The sequence below is a fragment of the Burkholderia sp. CpTa8-5 genome, from assembly GCF_017815045.1.
GTDB lineage: Bacteria > Pseudomonadota > Gammaproteobacteria > Burkholderiales > Burkholderiaceae > Burkholderia > Burkholderia sola.
In genome coordinates this window covers 79,685-92,773 of the sequence record NZ_JAGIQD010000017.1, presented here as the reverse complement: position 1 = coordinate 92,773, position 13,089 = coordinate 79,685, and the positions used below count along the sequence as shown (strand labels likewise).

Genomic DNA, 13,089 nt, shown 5'->3' with positions numbered 1-13,089 from the left:
TTTTCAGCGGGCGGGGCGTGTGGCTGTGACGGGTGAGCTGGTTTGCGCCCCGGGTCCGAGTCGGGCGCGAGCGTAGCCGAGCGTCGTCTGGAACAGGATTGGGCCGTCGGGAACGTGAAGCGAGCAGTCGACACCGTCGCGCTCGTGCTTCGGCAACCGCGCACAAGGGGCCCGCGGGGGCCGTAGCGCGGTCGAAGGGCGGCAGACCACTCATTCCTTGTCGACCCGGCCTGCAACCGCGTGCCGGCCATGAAAAAGCCCTCGCGCAGCGACACGCCGCGCGAGGGCTCCGGACCGGACGGCCGATCGAGCCGGCCGGCTCGCGTCAGGCGGCCTGTTCGGGCGTCGACGCGACGACGCGGGCGGTGCGGGTCGGCTTGAAACTGGCCGACCACGTCATCGCCGGGCGTTCGAACATCCGGTAGAACAGGTACGCGACCGGAATCGCGACGGCCATGAACGCGAACGACGGCCAGATCGACAGCTGCAATTCGGAGTGGAACAGCACCGAGCCGAGGCAGACGAACAGCGGCAGGTGGATCAGGTACAGCGAGTAGCTGAAGTCGCCGAACCAGCTCAGCACGCGCAGCGGCGGCGTCGTGCGCGGCGGCCGGGCGAGCGCGCGGTACAGGAAGCATGCGAAGCCGGCCGACCACAGCTGGAACGCGCCGTACTGGCCGAAATGGAATGCGCCGCAGCCGGCGGCCAGCAGCACGGCGGCCGCGACGTACCACGCGCGCGACGGCACGACGGCCGTGCCGCGCGACTGCTGCGCGCGCACGTCGGCGATCCATGCGCCGATCGTCCAGGACAGCCAGTACGACGTGAAGAACTGCAGGTCGTGCCGTTCGAGCAGCCACGCCGACGCGACGTTGACGAGCGCCACCGCGGCGACGACGGCCGGCATGCCGATGCGCCGGCGCAGCGCGAACAGCAGCGGGTAGATCGCGTAGAACTGCACTTCGAGCGACAGCGTCCACAGCGCGCCGTTCGACCCGTACGTGTAGCCGGCGACGCCCTGCAGCGAGAACAGGTTCACGAGGAACGCGACGAGGCCGACGTCGCGGATCTTGTGGCTGACGGGCTCGATCTGCAGACTGACCGCATCGAGCGCGAGCGTGAACAGCAGCGCGGCGAGCAGCACCGGGTAGATGCGCGCGAAGCGGCGCACCCAGAAGTTCGGCGCGTCGAGCCGGTACGCGGGATTGGCCGCGAGCTTGAGCGCCGCGTTGCGGTGGATGCAGTAGCCGCTGATCACGAAGAAGATCGGGACGCCGGCCGAGCCCCACGCGAACGGGAAGGTCAGGTAGCCGGCGATCGCGCCCGGGCTGAGTGCATGACCGTAAGCCTGATGGAAGCTCTGCATGCCGACCCAGACGACCTGGCGGCAGTGGAAATAGGCGACGAGCAGCGCCGCGAAGCCGCGCATCGCGTCGATCACGTGTTCCTTGTGGTCGGCGACGGGCGGCGCGGCCAGAGACGATCCGCTGAAAGCTTGCATGCGATTCGATTCCTTGCGACGGATGGACGGGAAGTTCATCCAATCGTAATGCGCAAGAATTCGGTCAATGAATAAAAAAATCTCGTCCGGAAATATCGGTATTCCGCATCATGGGTTTATCGCTGCCTGAAAGCGGTTCCGCGACGGGCACGAATTATTTGCCGATTTTTTTCTGATAGTTTGAAGCTCCAGTTGATTGATGCAAGGAGCGGCAAGATGGACATGCATTGGATCGCGAGCGCTGCAGTACTGCTGGTCATGGCCGTGCTGTCGGCGTACCGCGAGGCGCTGAAGAACGAACCGATCCGCCCGGGCCTCGAGCGGGGCGGCGTGCCCTATATCGAGGAATTCGAATCGTAAGAATTTGTATCCGGAAAATCGGTAATTTGTTTCTGCTCCGGCAATCGGTTCGGCAATATCGACCGGGTTGAAGCGATTATATTTTTTCCGGAATAATCGGGCAATCAGTTCATATCGAAAATGAGCGGAGCGGAATTGGCAGTACCGTCGATTCTCGATATGCCGTTCGGAACACAATCGCGCCGGGTCGCAGGTCGACGCGGCGCAGTCAACGCTATCAGGATGCGAACATGTTGAAAGTCACCAGGGCCGTGTTTCCCGTTGCCGGTCTCGGCACGCGGTTCCTCCCGGCAACGAAGGCGAGCCCGAAGGAAATGTTGCCCGTCGTCGACAAGCCGCTGATCCAGTACGCGGTCGAGGAAGCGATCAACGCCGGTATCACCGAGATGATCTTCGTCACCGGGCGCAGCAAGCGCGCGATCGAGGATCATTTCGACAAGTCGTACGAGATCGAGGCCGAGCTCGAGGCGCGCGGCAAGGAAAAGCTGCTCGAGCTCGTGCGCGGCATCAAGCCGAGCCACGTCAACTGCTTCTACGTGCGCCAGCCGGAAGCGCTCGGCCTCGGCCATGCGGTGCTGTGCGCGGAGAAGCTCGTGCACGGCGAGCCGTTCGCGGTGATCCTCGCCGACGACCTGCTGCACGGCGAACAGCCGGTGCTCAAGCAGCTCGTCGACGTGTTCGACCACTATCACAGCTCGGTGATCGGCGTGGAGACGATCCCGCGCGAAGACAGTCGCTCGTATGGCGTCGTCGAAGGCCGGGAGTGGGAAGAGGACATCATCAAGCTGTCGGGCATCATCGAGAAGCCGGCGCCCGAGGATGCGCCGTCGAACCTCGGCGTGGTCGGCCGCTACGTGTTCATGCCGACGATCTTCGATCATCTGCGCAAGCTCAAGCCGGGTGCGGGCGGCGAACTGCAGCTCACCGACGCCGTCCAGTCGCTGCTCGCGAACGAACAGGTGCTCGCGTATCGCTACTACGGCACGCGTTTCGACTGCGGCAGCAAGATCGGTTATCTGAAGGCCACTGTCGAGCTCGCGCTCCAGCATCCGGAAGTGAGTCGCGAATTCGAGGCGTACCTGCGTACCTGCTTGCCCGCGCTGGCTGCCGTCGCTTAAGCGGCCGCGCGCTCCGTCGTTTCAGGTGGTGGTTGTTCCGTTGGCCCCGGCCGCTCGCGCGCCGGGGCTTTTTTGTTTTTGGCGGGCGCACGAGCGTGGTGCGTGACGTCTGGATGCCGCACCTCGGACGGGCGGAGGTTGGTGGCCCGCGACGCGAGGAGTAGGCCGATGAGATGGGACGTCGCGCGTGAAACCGGTGCCGACGCATTCGTCGCGTGACCGGATCGGTGGATGGGTTGCGCGGGTTGCACGACGCGCGCTGGGGTGTCGCGCGATGACGCGGCATCGGCTGTCAAGCAGCTGGCCGCCGGCCGCCGGGCGTCACCGGTATCGACGCATTCCGATCCGTTGCCGCCGCCCACCGCTCAGCGCGGCGACGTGCTCGGTTGCGCGGCGAAGTGTCGGGCCAGCATCGCGGCGATCGGCTTCTTGAAGTCGAGCAGCCGTTTTTCGAGATAACGCCAGGACAGGTGCGCAAGCAGCACGGCGAGCGCGAATTGCAGCATTTCCGGCAGCGCGTCGCGGACGATTTCCGGCATCGGCACGTGCGCGAACGACGCGGGCAGCGCGCCGAAGCGCGCCGGAATCAGGTTGTGGAACAGGTAGAAGCCGTAGCTGATCGTGCCGAGATACGCGAGCGGCGCCCAGTCGAGCAGCGCGACGACGGGATGCTCGGGCGCGCTGACGATCCACAGCATCAGCGCGCCGAGCGACACCGACAGGCCGAGATCCGCGAGCCCCGCGACCGCATCGGGCAATGCCGTGCAGGCGGGCAGCACGAGGAAGAAGACGACGCCGGCCGCGCCGAGCCAGCCGGGCGGCACGCGGCGCGCGGCGGCCGCGCCGCGATCGGCGAGCGCCATCGCGCCGACGCCGCCGAGCGCGATCAACGCGAAATTCCACGGGGAAAACGCGTAGATCAGCACCGGCGACGCGTCGGACAGGTAGAGCGCGAGATGCGCGAGCGCGCACAGCGCGACGGCCGCGATGCCGAGCGCGACGTGTCGCGCGGCGGGCACCGCGAGCAGCGCGAGCGGGGCGATCAGATAGAACTGCTGTTCAACGGCGAGGCTCCAGAAGTGCGACGTGGAGCCCGGCCAGCCGTCCTTGACGACGCCGATCCAGTAATTCGACAGGAACACCGCGTGCCATGCGAGCCCGAGGTTGACGCCGCGCTGGTAGAACAGCGCGTGCGCGATCGCGAGCGCGGCGAGCAGCAGGTAGTAGACGGGGAAGATCCGCAGCGCGCGCTTCGCGAGGAACAGCGCGAGCGCGTGGCGACGCGTCATGGCGCTGCGCTCGACCGCCTGGCGGTTGCGATGCAGCTCGCCGACGATCAGGAATCCGCTGATGAGGAAAAACGTCCACACGCCAAGCTTGCCGACGTCGACGGCAAGGACATGGCCCTTGTGGGACAGGAAAACGAGGATGACGGCGAGGGCTCGCAGGCCGTCGAGTCCTTTGACGTATCTGACTTCGCGCATGGAGGCATCCGGGCATTGAGCACGCCCAGTATAGGTGCGCAAATATCGAACGTAATTCGCGTTCGGGCCCATACGTGAAGGTGTTTTTTCACGCTCGGGCGTCGATGAAGTCGGTCGCGCGCAACAAAACCTGCGGGAAACCCCGCGAAAACGCATAAAAGTACTGCACGAAGCGTCAAGGCGCTTGTAGAATCCGGCGTTGAAGCGCGCGCGTTGCACGCTTCGTGTATCCAACGACCACACCTGGTAGGAGAAACATGGCGACTTCCGCAAAAAAGGTGGCCAAGAAGGCTGCCGCACCGGCCACCAAGAAAGTGGCTGCCAAAAAGGCTGCGCCCGCGAAGAAAGTAGTGGCCAAGAAGGCTGTCGCAAAGGCAGCACCGGCTGCTCCGACGCCGCTGAAGGACAAGTTCACGAAGGCATCGCTCGCAACGCACATCGCTGAGCGCGCAGCTGTCGAAGTGAAGGCGGTCAAGGCAGTGCTCGTCGCACTCGAGAACGTCGTGCTGGGCTCGGTTCACAAGAAGGGCGCGGGCGAGTTCACGCTGCCGGGCCTGCTGAAGATCACGGCACAAGTCGTGCCGGCGAAGAAGAAGCGCTTCGGCAAGGATCCGTTCACGGGCGAAGAGCGTTGGTTCCCGGCGAAGCCGGCCAGCGTGCGCGTGAAGGCACGTGCGCTGAAGAAGCTGAAGGACGCGGCAGCGTAATGCCGCGCAACGACTGCCGAATGCATGTCGGCAGCCGTTGCGATGTCCCGAGATCCCCGTACGCGAAAGCGTGCGGGGATTTTTATTGGGCCGCGCAACGCGCGCGGCGGCGAACAGGCGGCATGGCGATCACCGGTTGCCCGGCACATGACGCGCGGCGGATCGTATGTCGCGCATCTGCATCCCCATCGCCGAGCGGCGAGCTTCGTTCGCGCGACGCGTGTCGGTGTCGCTGCGGGAGGGCGAAACGCTCGGCATCGTCGGCGAATCGCGATCGGGGAAGTCGACGCTCGCAGTGGCGCTGCCCGCGTGTCGTTTCTTCGCGTTCCATTGAGCGCGCGTCGTCAGGTTTGCCGTCGTGACCGACTTCATTCCGCATGAGATCACCGCACAGCTCGTCGCCGCACGCGTCGCGATCGAACGGCATCTCGGCGCGACTCTGCACGCGATCCACCTGTTCGGATCGGCGCTCGACGGCGGCCTTAAACCGCGCAGCGACATCGATTTGCTGGTGACGGTAGCGGTACGCCCGGACGAAGCGCTGCGGCGCGCGCTGATGTCGGACCTGCTCGGCGTGTCTGCGCCGCCGGGTTGCAGCAGCGGCATGCGTGCGCTGGAGGTCACCGTCATCGCGCACGGCGACGTGGTGCCGTGGCGTCATCCCGCGCGACGCGAGTTGCAGTTCGGCGAGTGGCTGCGCGGCGATCTGGAAGCCGGCATCGTCGAGCCGCCGCTGATCGATCATGATCTGGCCATCCTGTTGACGAAGGCGCGACAGCACAGTGTCGCGCTGGTCGGGTCGCCCGCGAACGTATTGTTCGAGCCGGTGCCGGTGCGCGACTTCGTCGCCGCGCTGCTCGCGACCGTTGCGCAGTGGAAGGCCGAACCGGACTGGCGTGGCGACGAGTGCAACATCGTGCTCGCGCTCGCGCGCATCTGGTACAGCGCCGCGACCGGCGGGATCGCACCGAAGGACGTCGCCGCGACGTGGGTGCTGGCGCGTTTGCCGGACGCGCACCGGCCCGTTGCTGCGGCTGCGCGTGCTGCCTATGTCGATGGCGAGGCGGGCGCGGCGATTCTGTCGGGCGAGCCGCTGGCCGAATTCGTCGGCTACGCGCAGCGCAGGATCGAGTCGATGCTGTCGGCGTAGCAGCGGCCACCAACGAAGCACGTCAACGGCTTACGGCCCGCCTGCCACGGATAGCGAACCCGTTCGAGCCGGGTGCATGCGCGACCCGTCGAGCCGGGTGCGTGCAGACGGCGATCCGGCGTGGCATCGCGCATCCGCAGCCGGCCGCCTGTCGTCAGCCCGCGGTGCCCGCAAAGGCGGCCTTCAGCGCGGCGTCGTCGAACTTCGTCATCTGCATCATCGCGGCGGCCACGCGGCCCGCCTTGACCGTGTCGCGGTCGGCCATCATCGGGATGAGCGCTTCCGGAACGATCTGCCATGACACGCCGTAGCGATCCCTCAGCCAGCCGCAGCCGTCGGCCGTGCCGCCGTTGTCGAGCAGGGCGCTCCAGTAGCGGTCGAGTTCCGCCTGGTCCGCGCAACTGACGAGCAGCGAGATTGCGTGGTTGAACGCCTCCGTGCGCGGGTGGCTCATCGCAAAGAATGGCTGCCCGAACAGCTCGAATTCGACCATCCGCGTGCCGTCGGTGCCGGGCACGGCCGTGACGCGCACGATGCGCGAATCCGGAAAGATGCCGGCATAGAAGGCCGCGGCTTCTTCGGCTTCCGTCGAATACCAGAGGAAAGGCGTGATCTTCTGAATCGTCATGACGAGTCTCCTGTCTGCATGGGTGCGGGGCAACCGTATGCCGCCATCGATACGACGGACGACGCCCGCCGAAATCGACACGCGGCGCAAACAAATCCTGCGTCGGTTAACCCGGGCGGCGCCGGCTGTGCGGATGATAGGCGCTCAACGGAGAAACGGCGACCTCTCCGGCCATCGGAAACGGGGTTGCGGGTGCATTGCAGCCGCCAGGCGCCGTTGCCGGCGCGCCGACCTGTGTCGGGTCCCGGCTCGGGGCGAGGCGGCCCTGCGGGCGATGTCGGCTCCGCCTGCCGGAGATGGACGAAAAAAAGCCAGCCGCGGCCGAAACCGGGGCTGGCTTTCCAGGTCGGCGGCAAGGCGTCGGAGACGCCATGCACGCCGGATACTTCGTTTTTAGAACTTGTGACGCAGGCCGAGTGCGACGATTTCCTGCGAGCTCTTGCCAGCGATGCCGTACGAGCCGATCGACGCTTGCGCATCGGTGCCGTCGGCGTTGTGGCCGCTTGCGTGCTGGTATGCGCCAACCAGGTACACGTCGGTGCGCTTCGACAGCGAGTAGTCCGCGCCGAGCGAAACCTGATGGTACTTGGCGTCGGTCTGGCCACTACCCTTCGTGTAGATGTAGCCGAGGCCGAGCAGCAGCGGTGCCGATGCCTGGTACGTGACGAATGCGCGGCCCGTGTTGTACTTCTGGTTCGTGCCGAAGCCCGAGTTCGCATCAGCCTTGTATTGCGCGTTGCTGTAGCCGGCACCGACCGTCACCGGGCCGAATGCATACTGGCCAGCGACTTGCGCGATACCGATCGACGATGCCGACGAGTAGGCGTTGTTGATGAAGCTACCCGAACCGTCGAAGATCGCGTCCGACGTGCCGGCCCAGCCGGTGCGCACGCCAGCGGCGCTCAGGGGAGCCGAGTTGTTCGCGTGGAAGTAACCTGCAGCCAGGCCGACCGGGCCGTTGTTGTAGGCTGCGGCTGCTGCCCACGTCTGACCCTTGCCGGTTGCGCCGGCGACGCCGCCGAGTGCGTACATCGCTTCGACTTGCAAGCCAGCCCAGACCGGCGACGTGTACTTGATCGCGTTGCTGACGCGCAGGCTGTTGTCGTTGTTGTCGACGTCGCCCGGCGTGGCGAACACGCTGCCGAAGTAGTTGTCAGCCGTGACTGCCTGAACCAGGTCGACGAGCGGGTCGTACTGGCGACCCAGCGTCAGCGTACCGTACTGGTCGCTTTGCAGGCCGACGAAAGCCTGGCGGCCGAACATGCGCTGGCCTTGGCCCAGTGCACCCGTTGCCGAGTTGAAGCCGTTTTCCAACTGGAAGATCGCCTTCAGGCCGCCGCCGAGGTCTTCCGAACCCTTCAGGCCGAAGCGGGCGCCTTGCAGGTTGCCGCTACCCATCGACCACGAATTGTTACCTTGACCGTCGTTACCGTGAACATAGGTGATCGACGTGTCGATCACGCCGTACAGCGTCACGCTCGACTGAGCCTGAGCAGCACCAGCGGCGCCCAGCAGGGCGAGCGAGAGGGTCGAGAGAGCAAGTTTCTTCATCGTTGAGTTTCTCCACGCAAGTGATTCATCGTTATTTGTTGCGGATTGGAGAATAGCTCAGTGCCATACACGCAAGAAAGCTCAAAAAATAAAGTGTCTCGAAAAGGTAACAGCGCCAAAAAGTCCATATAGATCAAGCACATCAGCAACTGTTCCTGTTTATGAAACAGTTGACAATTGCTGCGCCGCGATTGTTTCAATAGTTGATGCTGATGGCCGCAGATCCCTTGTTTTAGCCCGTTGCAGTAACGAAACGAGGGTGTGCAAACGTTTGCAGTTGCAGCCGGATGCATGTCGGCGTGCCACGCATGCGTCGACGCCGCGCGCATGCGCGGCGGGACGACGGGGTTGCAAAGGGGAGAGGCGTGTGCCGGGCCCGCGCGAGACCGATGCGCGGCCGCTTGCAGAGGGCGGGTGAATCAGTCGTCGCGCGGGCGATCGTCGGCGTGACCGGGTTGAACTGCCTGAGCGGACGCGGCCGGCGCCGGATGCTCGGCCGGCCGATGCGCGTCGCCGCGGGCCGCCGCGAATTCCGCGCCGAGCAGCAGCACGATCGCGGAGAAGTACAGCCACATCAGCAGGACCGCGAACGATCCGGCCGCGCCGAACGCACTCGCGGTGCCCGCATGCGCGAGATACAGCGCGAACAGCTTCTTGCCGCCGGAGAACAGGATCGCGGACACGATGCCGCCGATCGCGGCGTCGCGCCACGCGACGCGCGCATCGGGCAGGAATTTCATCAGCGACGCGAACGCGGCCGCGAGCACCGCGATGCCGACGAAGAACTGGATCAGGTTCGTGACGACCACGTACGGCGAATCGCCGAGCAGCCAGGTGCCGACGAAGGTGATCGCGGTGTCGAGCACGAGCGACACGATCAGCAGGAATGCCACGCCCAGCACGAGCCCGAACGAAATCAGCCGCACGCGCACGAGGCCGAGCATGCTCGACCAGCGGCTTTCGGTGGCCGGCCAGATCACGCTGAGCGCGGCGCTGAGCGACGCGAACGTGGCCGACGCGCCGATCGCGAGCGCGGCGAACGAGATCAGCGTAGCGAGGCCGCCGCGTTGGCCCGCGCGGTGCGCGTTCTGCACGATCGTCTGGATGCTGGCCGCCGCGTCGTCCCCGATCAACTGGTGCGCCTGTTCGAACACCTGGCCGCGCGCGGCGTCGTCGCCGTAGAACCAGCCGGCCACCGCGATCACCATCACGAGGGTCGGCGCGAGCGAGAACGCGGAGAAAAACGCGATGCCCGCGGCCATCGCGGAGCAGCGGTCGGACGAAAAGCGCTTGAACGCGGTGAGGGCCCAGTTGGCCTGCTGCTGGGCGAGACGGGTGGCTTCGGAAGTGATCTGTCGTTTCATGACGGTTCGGTTGCGCGCGGAACGCGGATCATCGCGGGTTGGTCGCAGGTTGGTCGGACAAATCGGTATTGATCCGAGGATTCGATCAGAGTTGCCTGAACTGTCTATAATTCCTTTCAGTCGTACCCCACCCCACAATAACGCCGAGACCGCCATGCTACAAATGTCCCGGCGCCAGTTCCTGAAGGTGACCGCCACGTCGCTTGCCGGATCGAGTCTTGCCCTGATGGGCTTTTCTCCGTCCGAAGCGCTGGCCGAAGTCCGACAGTACAAACTGGCGCGCACCGTCGAAACGCGCAACACCTGTCCTTACTGTTCAGTAGGTTGCGGCATCCTGATGTACAGCCTCGGAGACGGCGCGAAAAACGCGCAGCCGAGCATCATCCATATCGAAGGCGATCCCGACCACCCGGTCAATCGCGGCACGCTGTGCCCGAAGGGCGCGAGCCTGATCGACTTCATCCACAGCCCGAACCGCCTGACGCACCCCGAGTATCGTGCGCCCGGCTCGGACAAGTGGGAACCCATCTCGTGGAACGACGCGCTCGACCGCATCGCGAAGCTGATGAAGGCCGACCGCGACGCGAACTTCGTCGAGACGGCCGAAGACGGCGCGAAGGTCAACCGCTGGCTCACGACGGGCATGCTGGCGGCTTCGGCGGGCAGCAACGAGGTCGGCTACCTGACGCACAAGACCATCCGCAGTCTCGGGATGCTCGCATTCGACAATCAGGCGCGTGTCTGACATGGCCCGACGGTGGCAGGTCTTGCCCCGACGTTTGGCCGTGGAGCGATGACGAACCATTGGGTCGACATCAAGAACGCGGACGTGATTCTCGTGATGGGCGGCAATGCAGCCGAGGCCCATCCGTGCGGTTTCAAGTGGGTAACGGAGGCGAAGGCGCACCGCAAGGCGCGGCTGATCGTCGTCGACCCGCGCTTCACGCGTACGGCCTCGGTGGCCGATTACTACGCGCCTATCCGCACCGGCACCGACATCGTCTTCCTGGGCGGCGTCATCAACTATCTGCTGACGAACGACAAGATCCAGCATGAGTACGTGAAGAACTACACGGACTTCTCGTTCATCGTGCGCGAGGATTTCGCGTTCAACGACGGCATCTATTCCGGCTACGACGCCGAGAAGCACGCGTACCCGGACAAATCGAGCTGGGACTACGAGCGCGGCGACGACGGTTTCGTCAAGGTCGACCCGACGCTGCAGCATCCGCGCTGCGTCTACAACCTGCTGAAGCAGCACTACGCGCGCTATACGGCGGAGAGGGTCCAGCAGGTCTGCGGCACGCCGAAGGACAAATTCCTGAAGGTGTGCGAGATGCTCGCGACCACGGCCGTTCCCGGCCGCGCCGGCACGGTGCTGTACGCGCTCGGCTGGACGCACCACTCGATCGGCGCGCAGATCATCCGCACCGGCGCGATGGTGCAGCTGCTGCTCGGCAACATCGGCATCGCCGGCGGCGGGATGAACGCGCTGCGCGGTCACTCGAACATCCAGGGGCTGACCGACCTCGGGCTGATGTCGAACCTGCTGCCGGGCTACATGACGCTGCCGATGCAGGCCGAGCAGGACTTCGACGCGTACATCAAGAAGCGCGTGCAGGAACCGCTGCGGCCGAACCAGCTCAGCTACTGGAAGAACTACAAGGCATTCCACGTCAGCTTCATGAAGTCGTGGTGGGGCGATGCGGCCACCGCCGAGAACAACTGGGCGTACGACTACCTGCCGAAGCTGGACAAGCAGTACGACCTGCTGCAGGCGATCGAGCTGATGAATGCCGGCAAGATGAACGGCTACATCTGCCAGGGCTTCAATCCGCTCGCGGCGGCGCCGTCGAAGGTGAAGACGGCGGCGGGCCTCGCGAAGCTGAAGTGGCTCGTGATCATGGATCCGCTCGCGACCGAGACGTCCGAGTTCTGGAAGCATCACGGCGACTACAACGACGTCGATGCGTCGAAGATCCAGACCGAGGTGTTCCGCCTGCCGACCACCTGCTTCGCGGAGGAAAACGGCTCGCTCGTCAGTTCGAGCCGCGTGCTGCAGTGGCACTGGAAGGGCGCGGAGCCGCCGGGCGAAGCGAGGAGCGACCTCGAGATCATGTCGGGGCTGTTCCTGCGCATGCGCAAGCTGTACCAGAAGGACGGCGGCAAGTATCCGGACCCGATCGTGAACCTGACCTGGCCGTACGCGAACCCGGAAAGCCCGACGCCCGAAGAACTGGCGATGGAGTTCAACGGGAAGGCGCTCGCCGATCTGCCCGATCCGAAGGACCCGGCGAAGACGCTCGTGAAGAAGGGCGAGCAGCTCGCCGCGTTCGCGCAACTGAAGGACGACGGCACGACCGCGAGCGGCTGCTGGATCTTCTGCGGCGCGTGGACGCAGGCCGGCAACCAGATGGGGCGGCGCGACAACTCGGACCCGACCGGCATCGGCCAGACGCTGAACTGGGCGTGGGCATGGCCCGCGAACCGGCGGATCCTGTACAACCGCGCGTCGTGCGACGTCGCCGGCAAGCCGTTCGACCCGACCCGCAAGCTGATCGGCTGGAACGGCAGCGCGTGGAAGGGCGCCGACGTGCCGGACTTCAAGGCCGACGAACCGCCCGAAAACGGGATGGCGCCGTTCATCATGAACCCGGAAGGCGTCGCGCGCTTCTTCGCCCGCGCGGGGATGAACGAAGGTCCGTTCCCCGAGCACTACGAGCCGTTCGAGACGCCGCTCGCGGCGAACCCGCTGCACCCGAACAACCCGCTGGCGCTGAACAACCCGGCCGCCCGCGTGTTCCCGGACGATCGTGCGTCGTTCGGCAAGGCGGCGGACTTCCCGCACGTGGCGACCACGTACCGGCTGACCGAGCATTTCCACTACTGGACCAAGCATGCGCGGCTGAACTCGATCATCCAGCCCGAGCAATTCGTCGAGATTGGCGAAGACCTCGCGAAGGAAGTCGGCGTCGCGCATGGCGAGCGCGTGAAGGTGTCGTCCAAGCGCGGCTACATCATCGCGGTCGCCCTCGTCACGAAGCGGATCAAGCCGCTGACGGTCGACGGCAAGAAGGTCCAGACGGTCGGCGTCCCGTTGCACTGGGGCTTCAAGGGCCTGACGAAGCCCGGCTATCTCGCCAATACCCTGACTCCGTCCGTGGGCGACGGCAACTCCTATACACCGGAATTCAAGTCGTTCCTGGTGAAGGTCGAAAAGGCGTAA

General features: G+C 65.3%; 10 protein-coding genes and 1 pseudogene. 6 read left to right on the top strand and 5 right to left on the bottom strand.

The features are described from left to right. Window positions 1-325: 325 nt before the first annotated feature. Window positions 326-1,501 (bottom strand): acyltransferase, encoded by a 1,176-nt coding sequence (locus J8I35_RS23815; RefSeq protein ID WP_124554022.1) that lies wholly within the window; start codon window positions 1,499-1,501, stop codon window positions 326-328. 216 nt (window positions 1,502-1,717) lie between these two features. Here J8I35_RS23815 and J8I35_RS23810 point away from each other — a divergent pair, with 216 nt between their 5' ends. Both J8I35_RS23810 and galU read left to right on the top strand, forming a co-directional pair. Next, on the top strand, window positions 1,718-1,861 hold the full coding sequence (locus J8I35_RS23810) for a hypothetical protein (RefSeq protein ID WP_006479318.1): 144 nt from the start codon (window positions 1,718-1,720) through the stop codon (window positions 1,859-1,861). A gap of 230 nt (window positions 1,862-2,091) precedes the next feature. Continuing rightward, window positions 2,092-2,979: a UTP--glucose-1-phosphate uridylyltransferase GalU gene (galU, locus tag J8I35_RS23805; protein WP_027782643.1), complete on the top strand. Its 888-nt coding sequence runs from the start codon at window positions 2,092-2,094 to the stop codon at window positions 2,977-2,979. Between the two features lie 365 nt (window positions 2,980-3,344). On the opposite strand, the gene J8I35_RS23800 is transcribed toward galU, so the two are convergent. Then, on the bottom strand, window positions 3,345-4,463 hold the full coding sequence (locus J8I35_RS23800; protein WP_209927288.1) for an acyltransferase: 1,119 nt from the start codon (window positions 4,461-4,463) through the stop codon (window positions 3,345-3,347). Window positions 4,464-4,720: 257 nt separating this feature from the next. Here J8I35_RS23800 and J8I35_RS23795 point away from each other — a divergent pair, with 257 nt between their 5' ends. The 3 genes and pseudogenes from J8I35_RS23795 (at window position 4,721) to J8I35_RS23785 (ending at window position 6,320) form a co-directional block, all read left to right on the top strand. After that, window positions 4,721-5,170, top strand: coding sequence for an HU family DNA-binding protein (locus J8I35_RS23795; protein WP_011548077.1), 450 nt, complete (start codon window positions 4,721-4,723; stop codon window positions 5,168-5,170). A 220-nt stretch (window positions 5,171-5,390) separates the two neighbouring features. Further along, window positions 5,391-5,474, top strand: a pseudogene (locus J8I35_RS23790) (ATP-binding cassette domain-containing protein); the annotation flags it as partial. Window positions 5,475-5,528: 54 nt separating this feature from the next. Next, window positions 5,529-6,320: an AadA family aminoglycoside 3''-O-nucleotidyltransferase gene (locus J8I35_RS23785; RefSeq protein ID WP_209927286.1), complete on the top strand. Its 792-nt coding sequence runs from the start codon at window positions 5,529-5,531 to the stop codon at window positions 6,318-6,320. A 154-nt stretch (window positions 6,321-6,474) separates the two neighbouring features. On the opposite strand, the gene J8I35_RS23780 is transcribed toward J8I35_RS23785, so the two are convergent. The 3 genes from J8I35_RS23780 to J8I35_RS23770 all read right to left on the bottom strand — a co-directional run bounded on the left by J8I35_RS23780 (window position 6,475) and on the right by J8I35_RS23770 (window position 9,863). Beyond that, on the bottom strand, window positions 6,475-6,948 hold the full coding sequence (locus J8I35_RS23780; RefSeq protein WP_050011259.1) for a VOC family protein: 474 nt from the start codon (window positions 6,946-6,948) through the stop codon (window positions 6,475-6,477). A 393-nt stretch (window positions 6,949-7,341) separates the two neighbouring features. Next, window positions 7,342-8,499 carry a porin gene (locus J8I35_RS23775; protein ID WP_050011258.1) on the bottom strand — a complete coding sequence of 386 codons (1,158 nt, stop codon included), beginning with the start codon at window positions 8,497-8,499 and terminating at the stop codon, window positions 7,342-7,344. Window positions 8,500-8,918: 419 nt separating this feature from the next. Then, window positions 8,919-9,863, bottom strand: a complete 945-nt coding sequence (locus J8I35_RS23770) for a YihY/virulence factor BrkB family protein (protein WP_050011257.1) — start codon at window positions 9,861-9,863, stop codon at window positions 8,919-8,921. Window positions 9,864-10,017: 154 nt separating this feature from the next. Between J8I35_RS23770 and fdnG the strand changes: the two genes are divergently transcribed. Next, window positions 10,018-13,089, top strand: a complete 3,072-nt coding sequence (gene fdnG, locus J8I35_RS23765; RefSeq protein ID WP_148093084.1) for a formate dehydrogenase-N subunit alpha — start codon at window positions 10,018-10,020, stop codon at window positions 13,087-13,089.

Bases quoted from the DNA above. Each gene is read 5' to 3' on its own strand.
- J8I35_RS23815 (WP_124554022.1), bottom strand. From the start codon at position 1,501: ATGCAAGCTTTCAGCGGATCGTCTCTGGCCGCGCCGCCCGTCGCCGAC.
- J8I35_RS23810 (WP_006479318.1), top strand. From the start codon at position 1,718: ATGGACATGCATTGGATCGCGAGCGCTGCAGTACTGCTGGTCATGGCC.
- galU (WP_027782643.1), top strand. From the start codon at position 2,092: ATGTTGAAAGTCACCAGGGCCGTGTTTCCCGTTGCCGGTCTCGGCACG.
- J8I35_RS23800 (WP_209927288.1), bottom strand. From the start codon at position 4,463: ATGCGCGAAGTCAGATACGTCAAAGGACTCGACGGCCTGCGAGCCCTC.
- J8I35_RS23795 (WP_011548077.1), top strand. From the start codon at position 4,721: ATGGCGACTTCCGCAAAAAAGGTGGCCAAGAAGGCTGCCGCACCGGCC.
- J8I35_RS23780 (WP_050011259.1), bottom strand. From the start codon at position 6,948: ATGACGATTCAGAAGATCACGCCTTTCCTCTGGTATTCGACGGAAGCC.
- J8I35_RS23775 (WP_050011258.1), bottom strand. From the start codon at position 8,499: ATGAAGAAACTTGCTCTCTCGACCCTCTCGCTCGCCCTGCTGGGCGCC.
- J8I35_RS23770 (WP_050011257.1), bottom strand. From the start codon at position 9,863: ATGAAACGACAGATCACTTCCGAAGCCACCCGTCTCGCCCAGCAGCAG.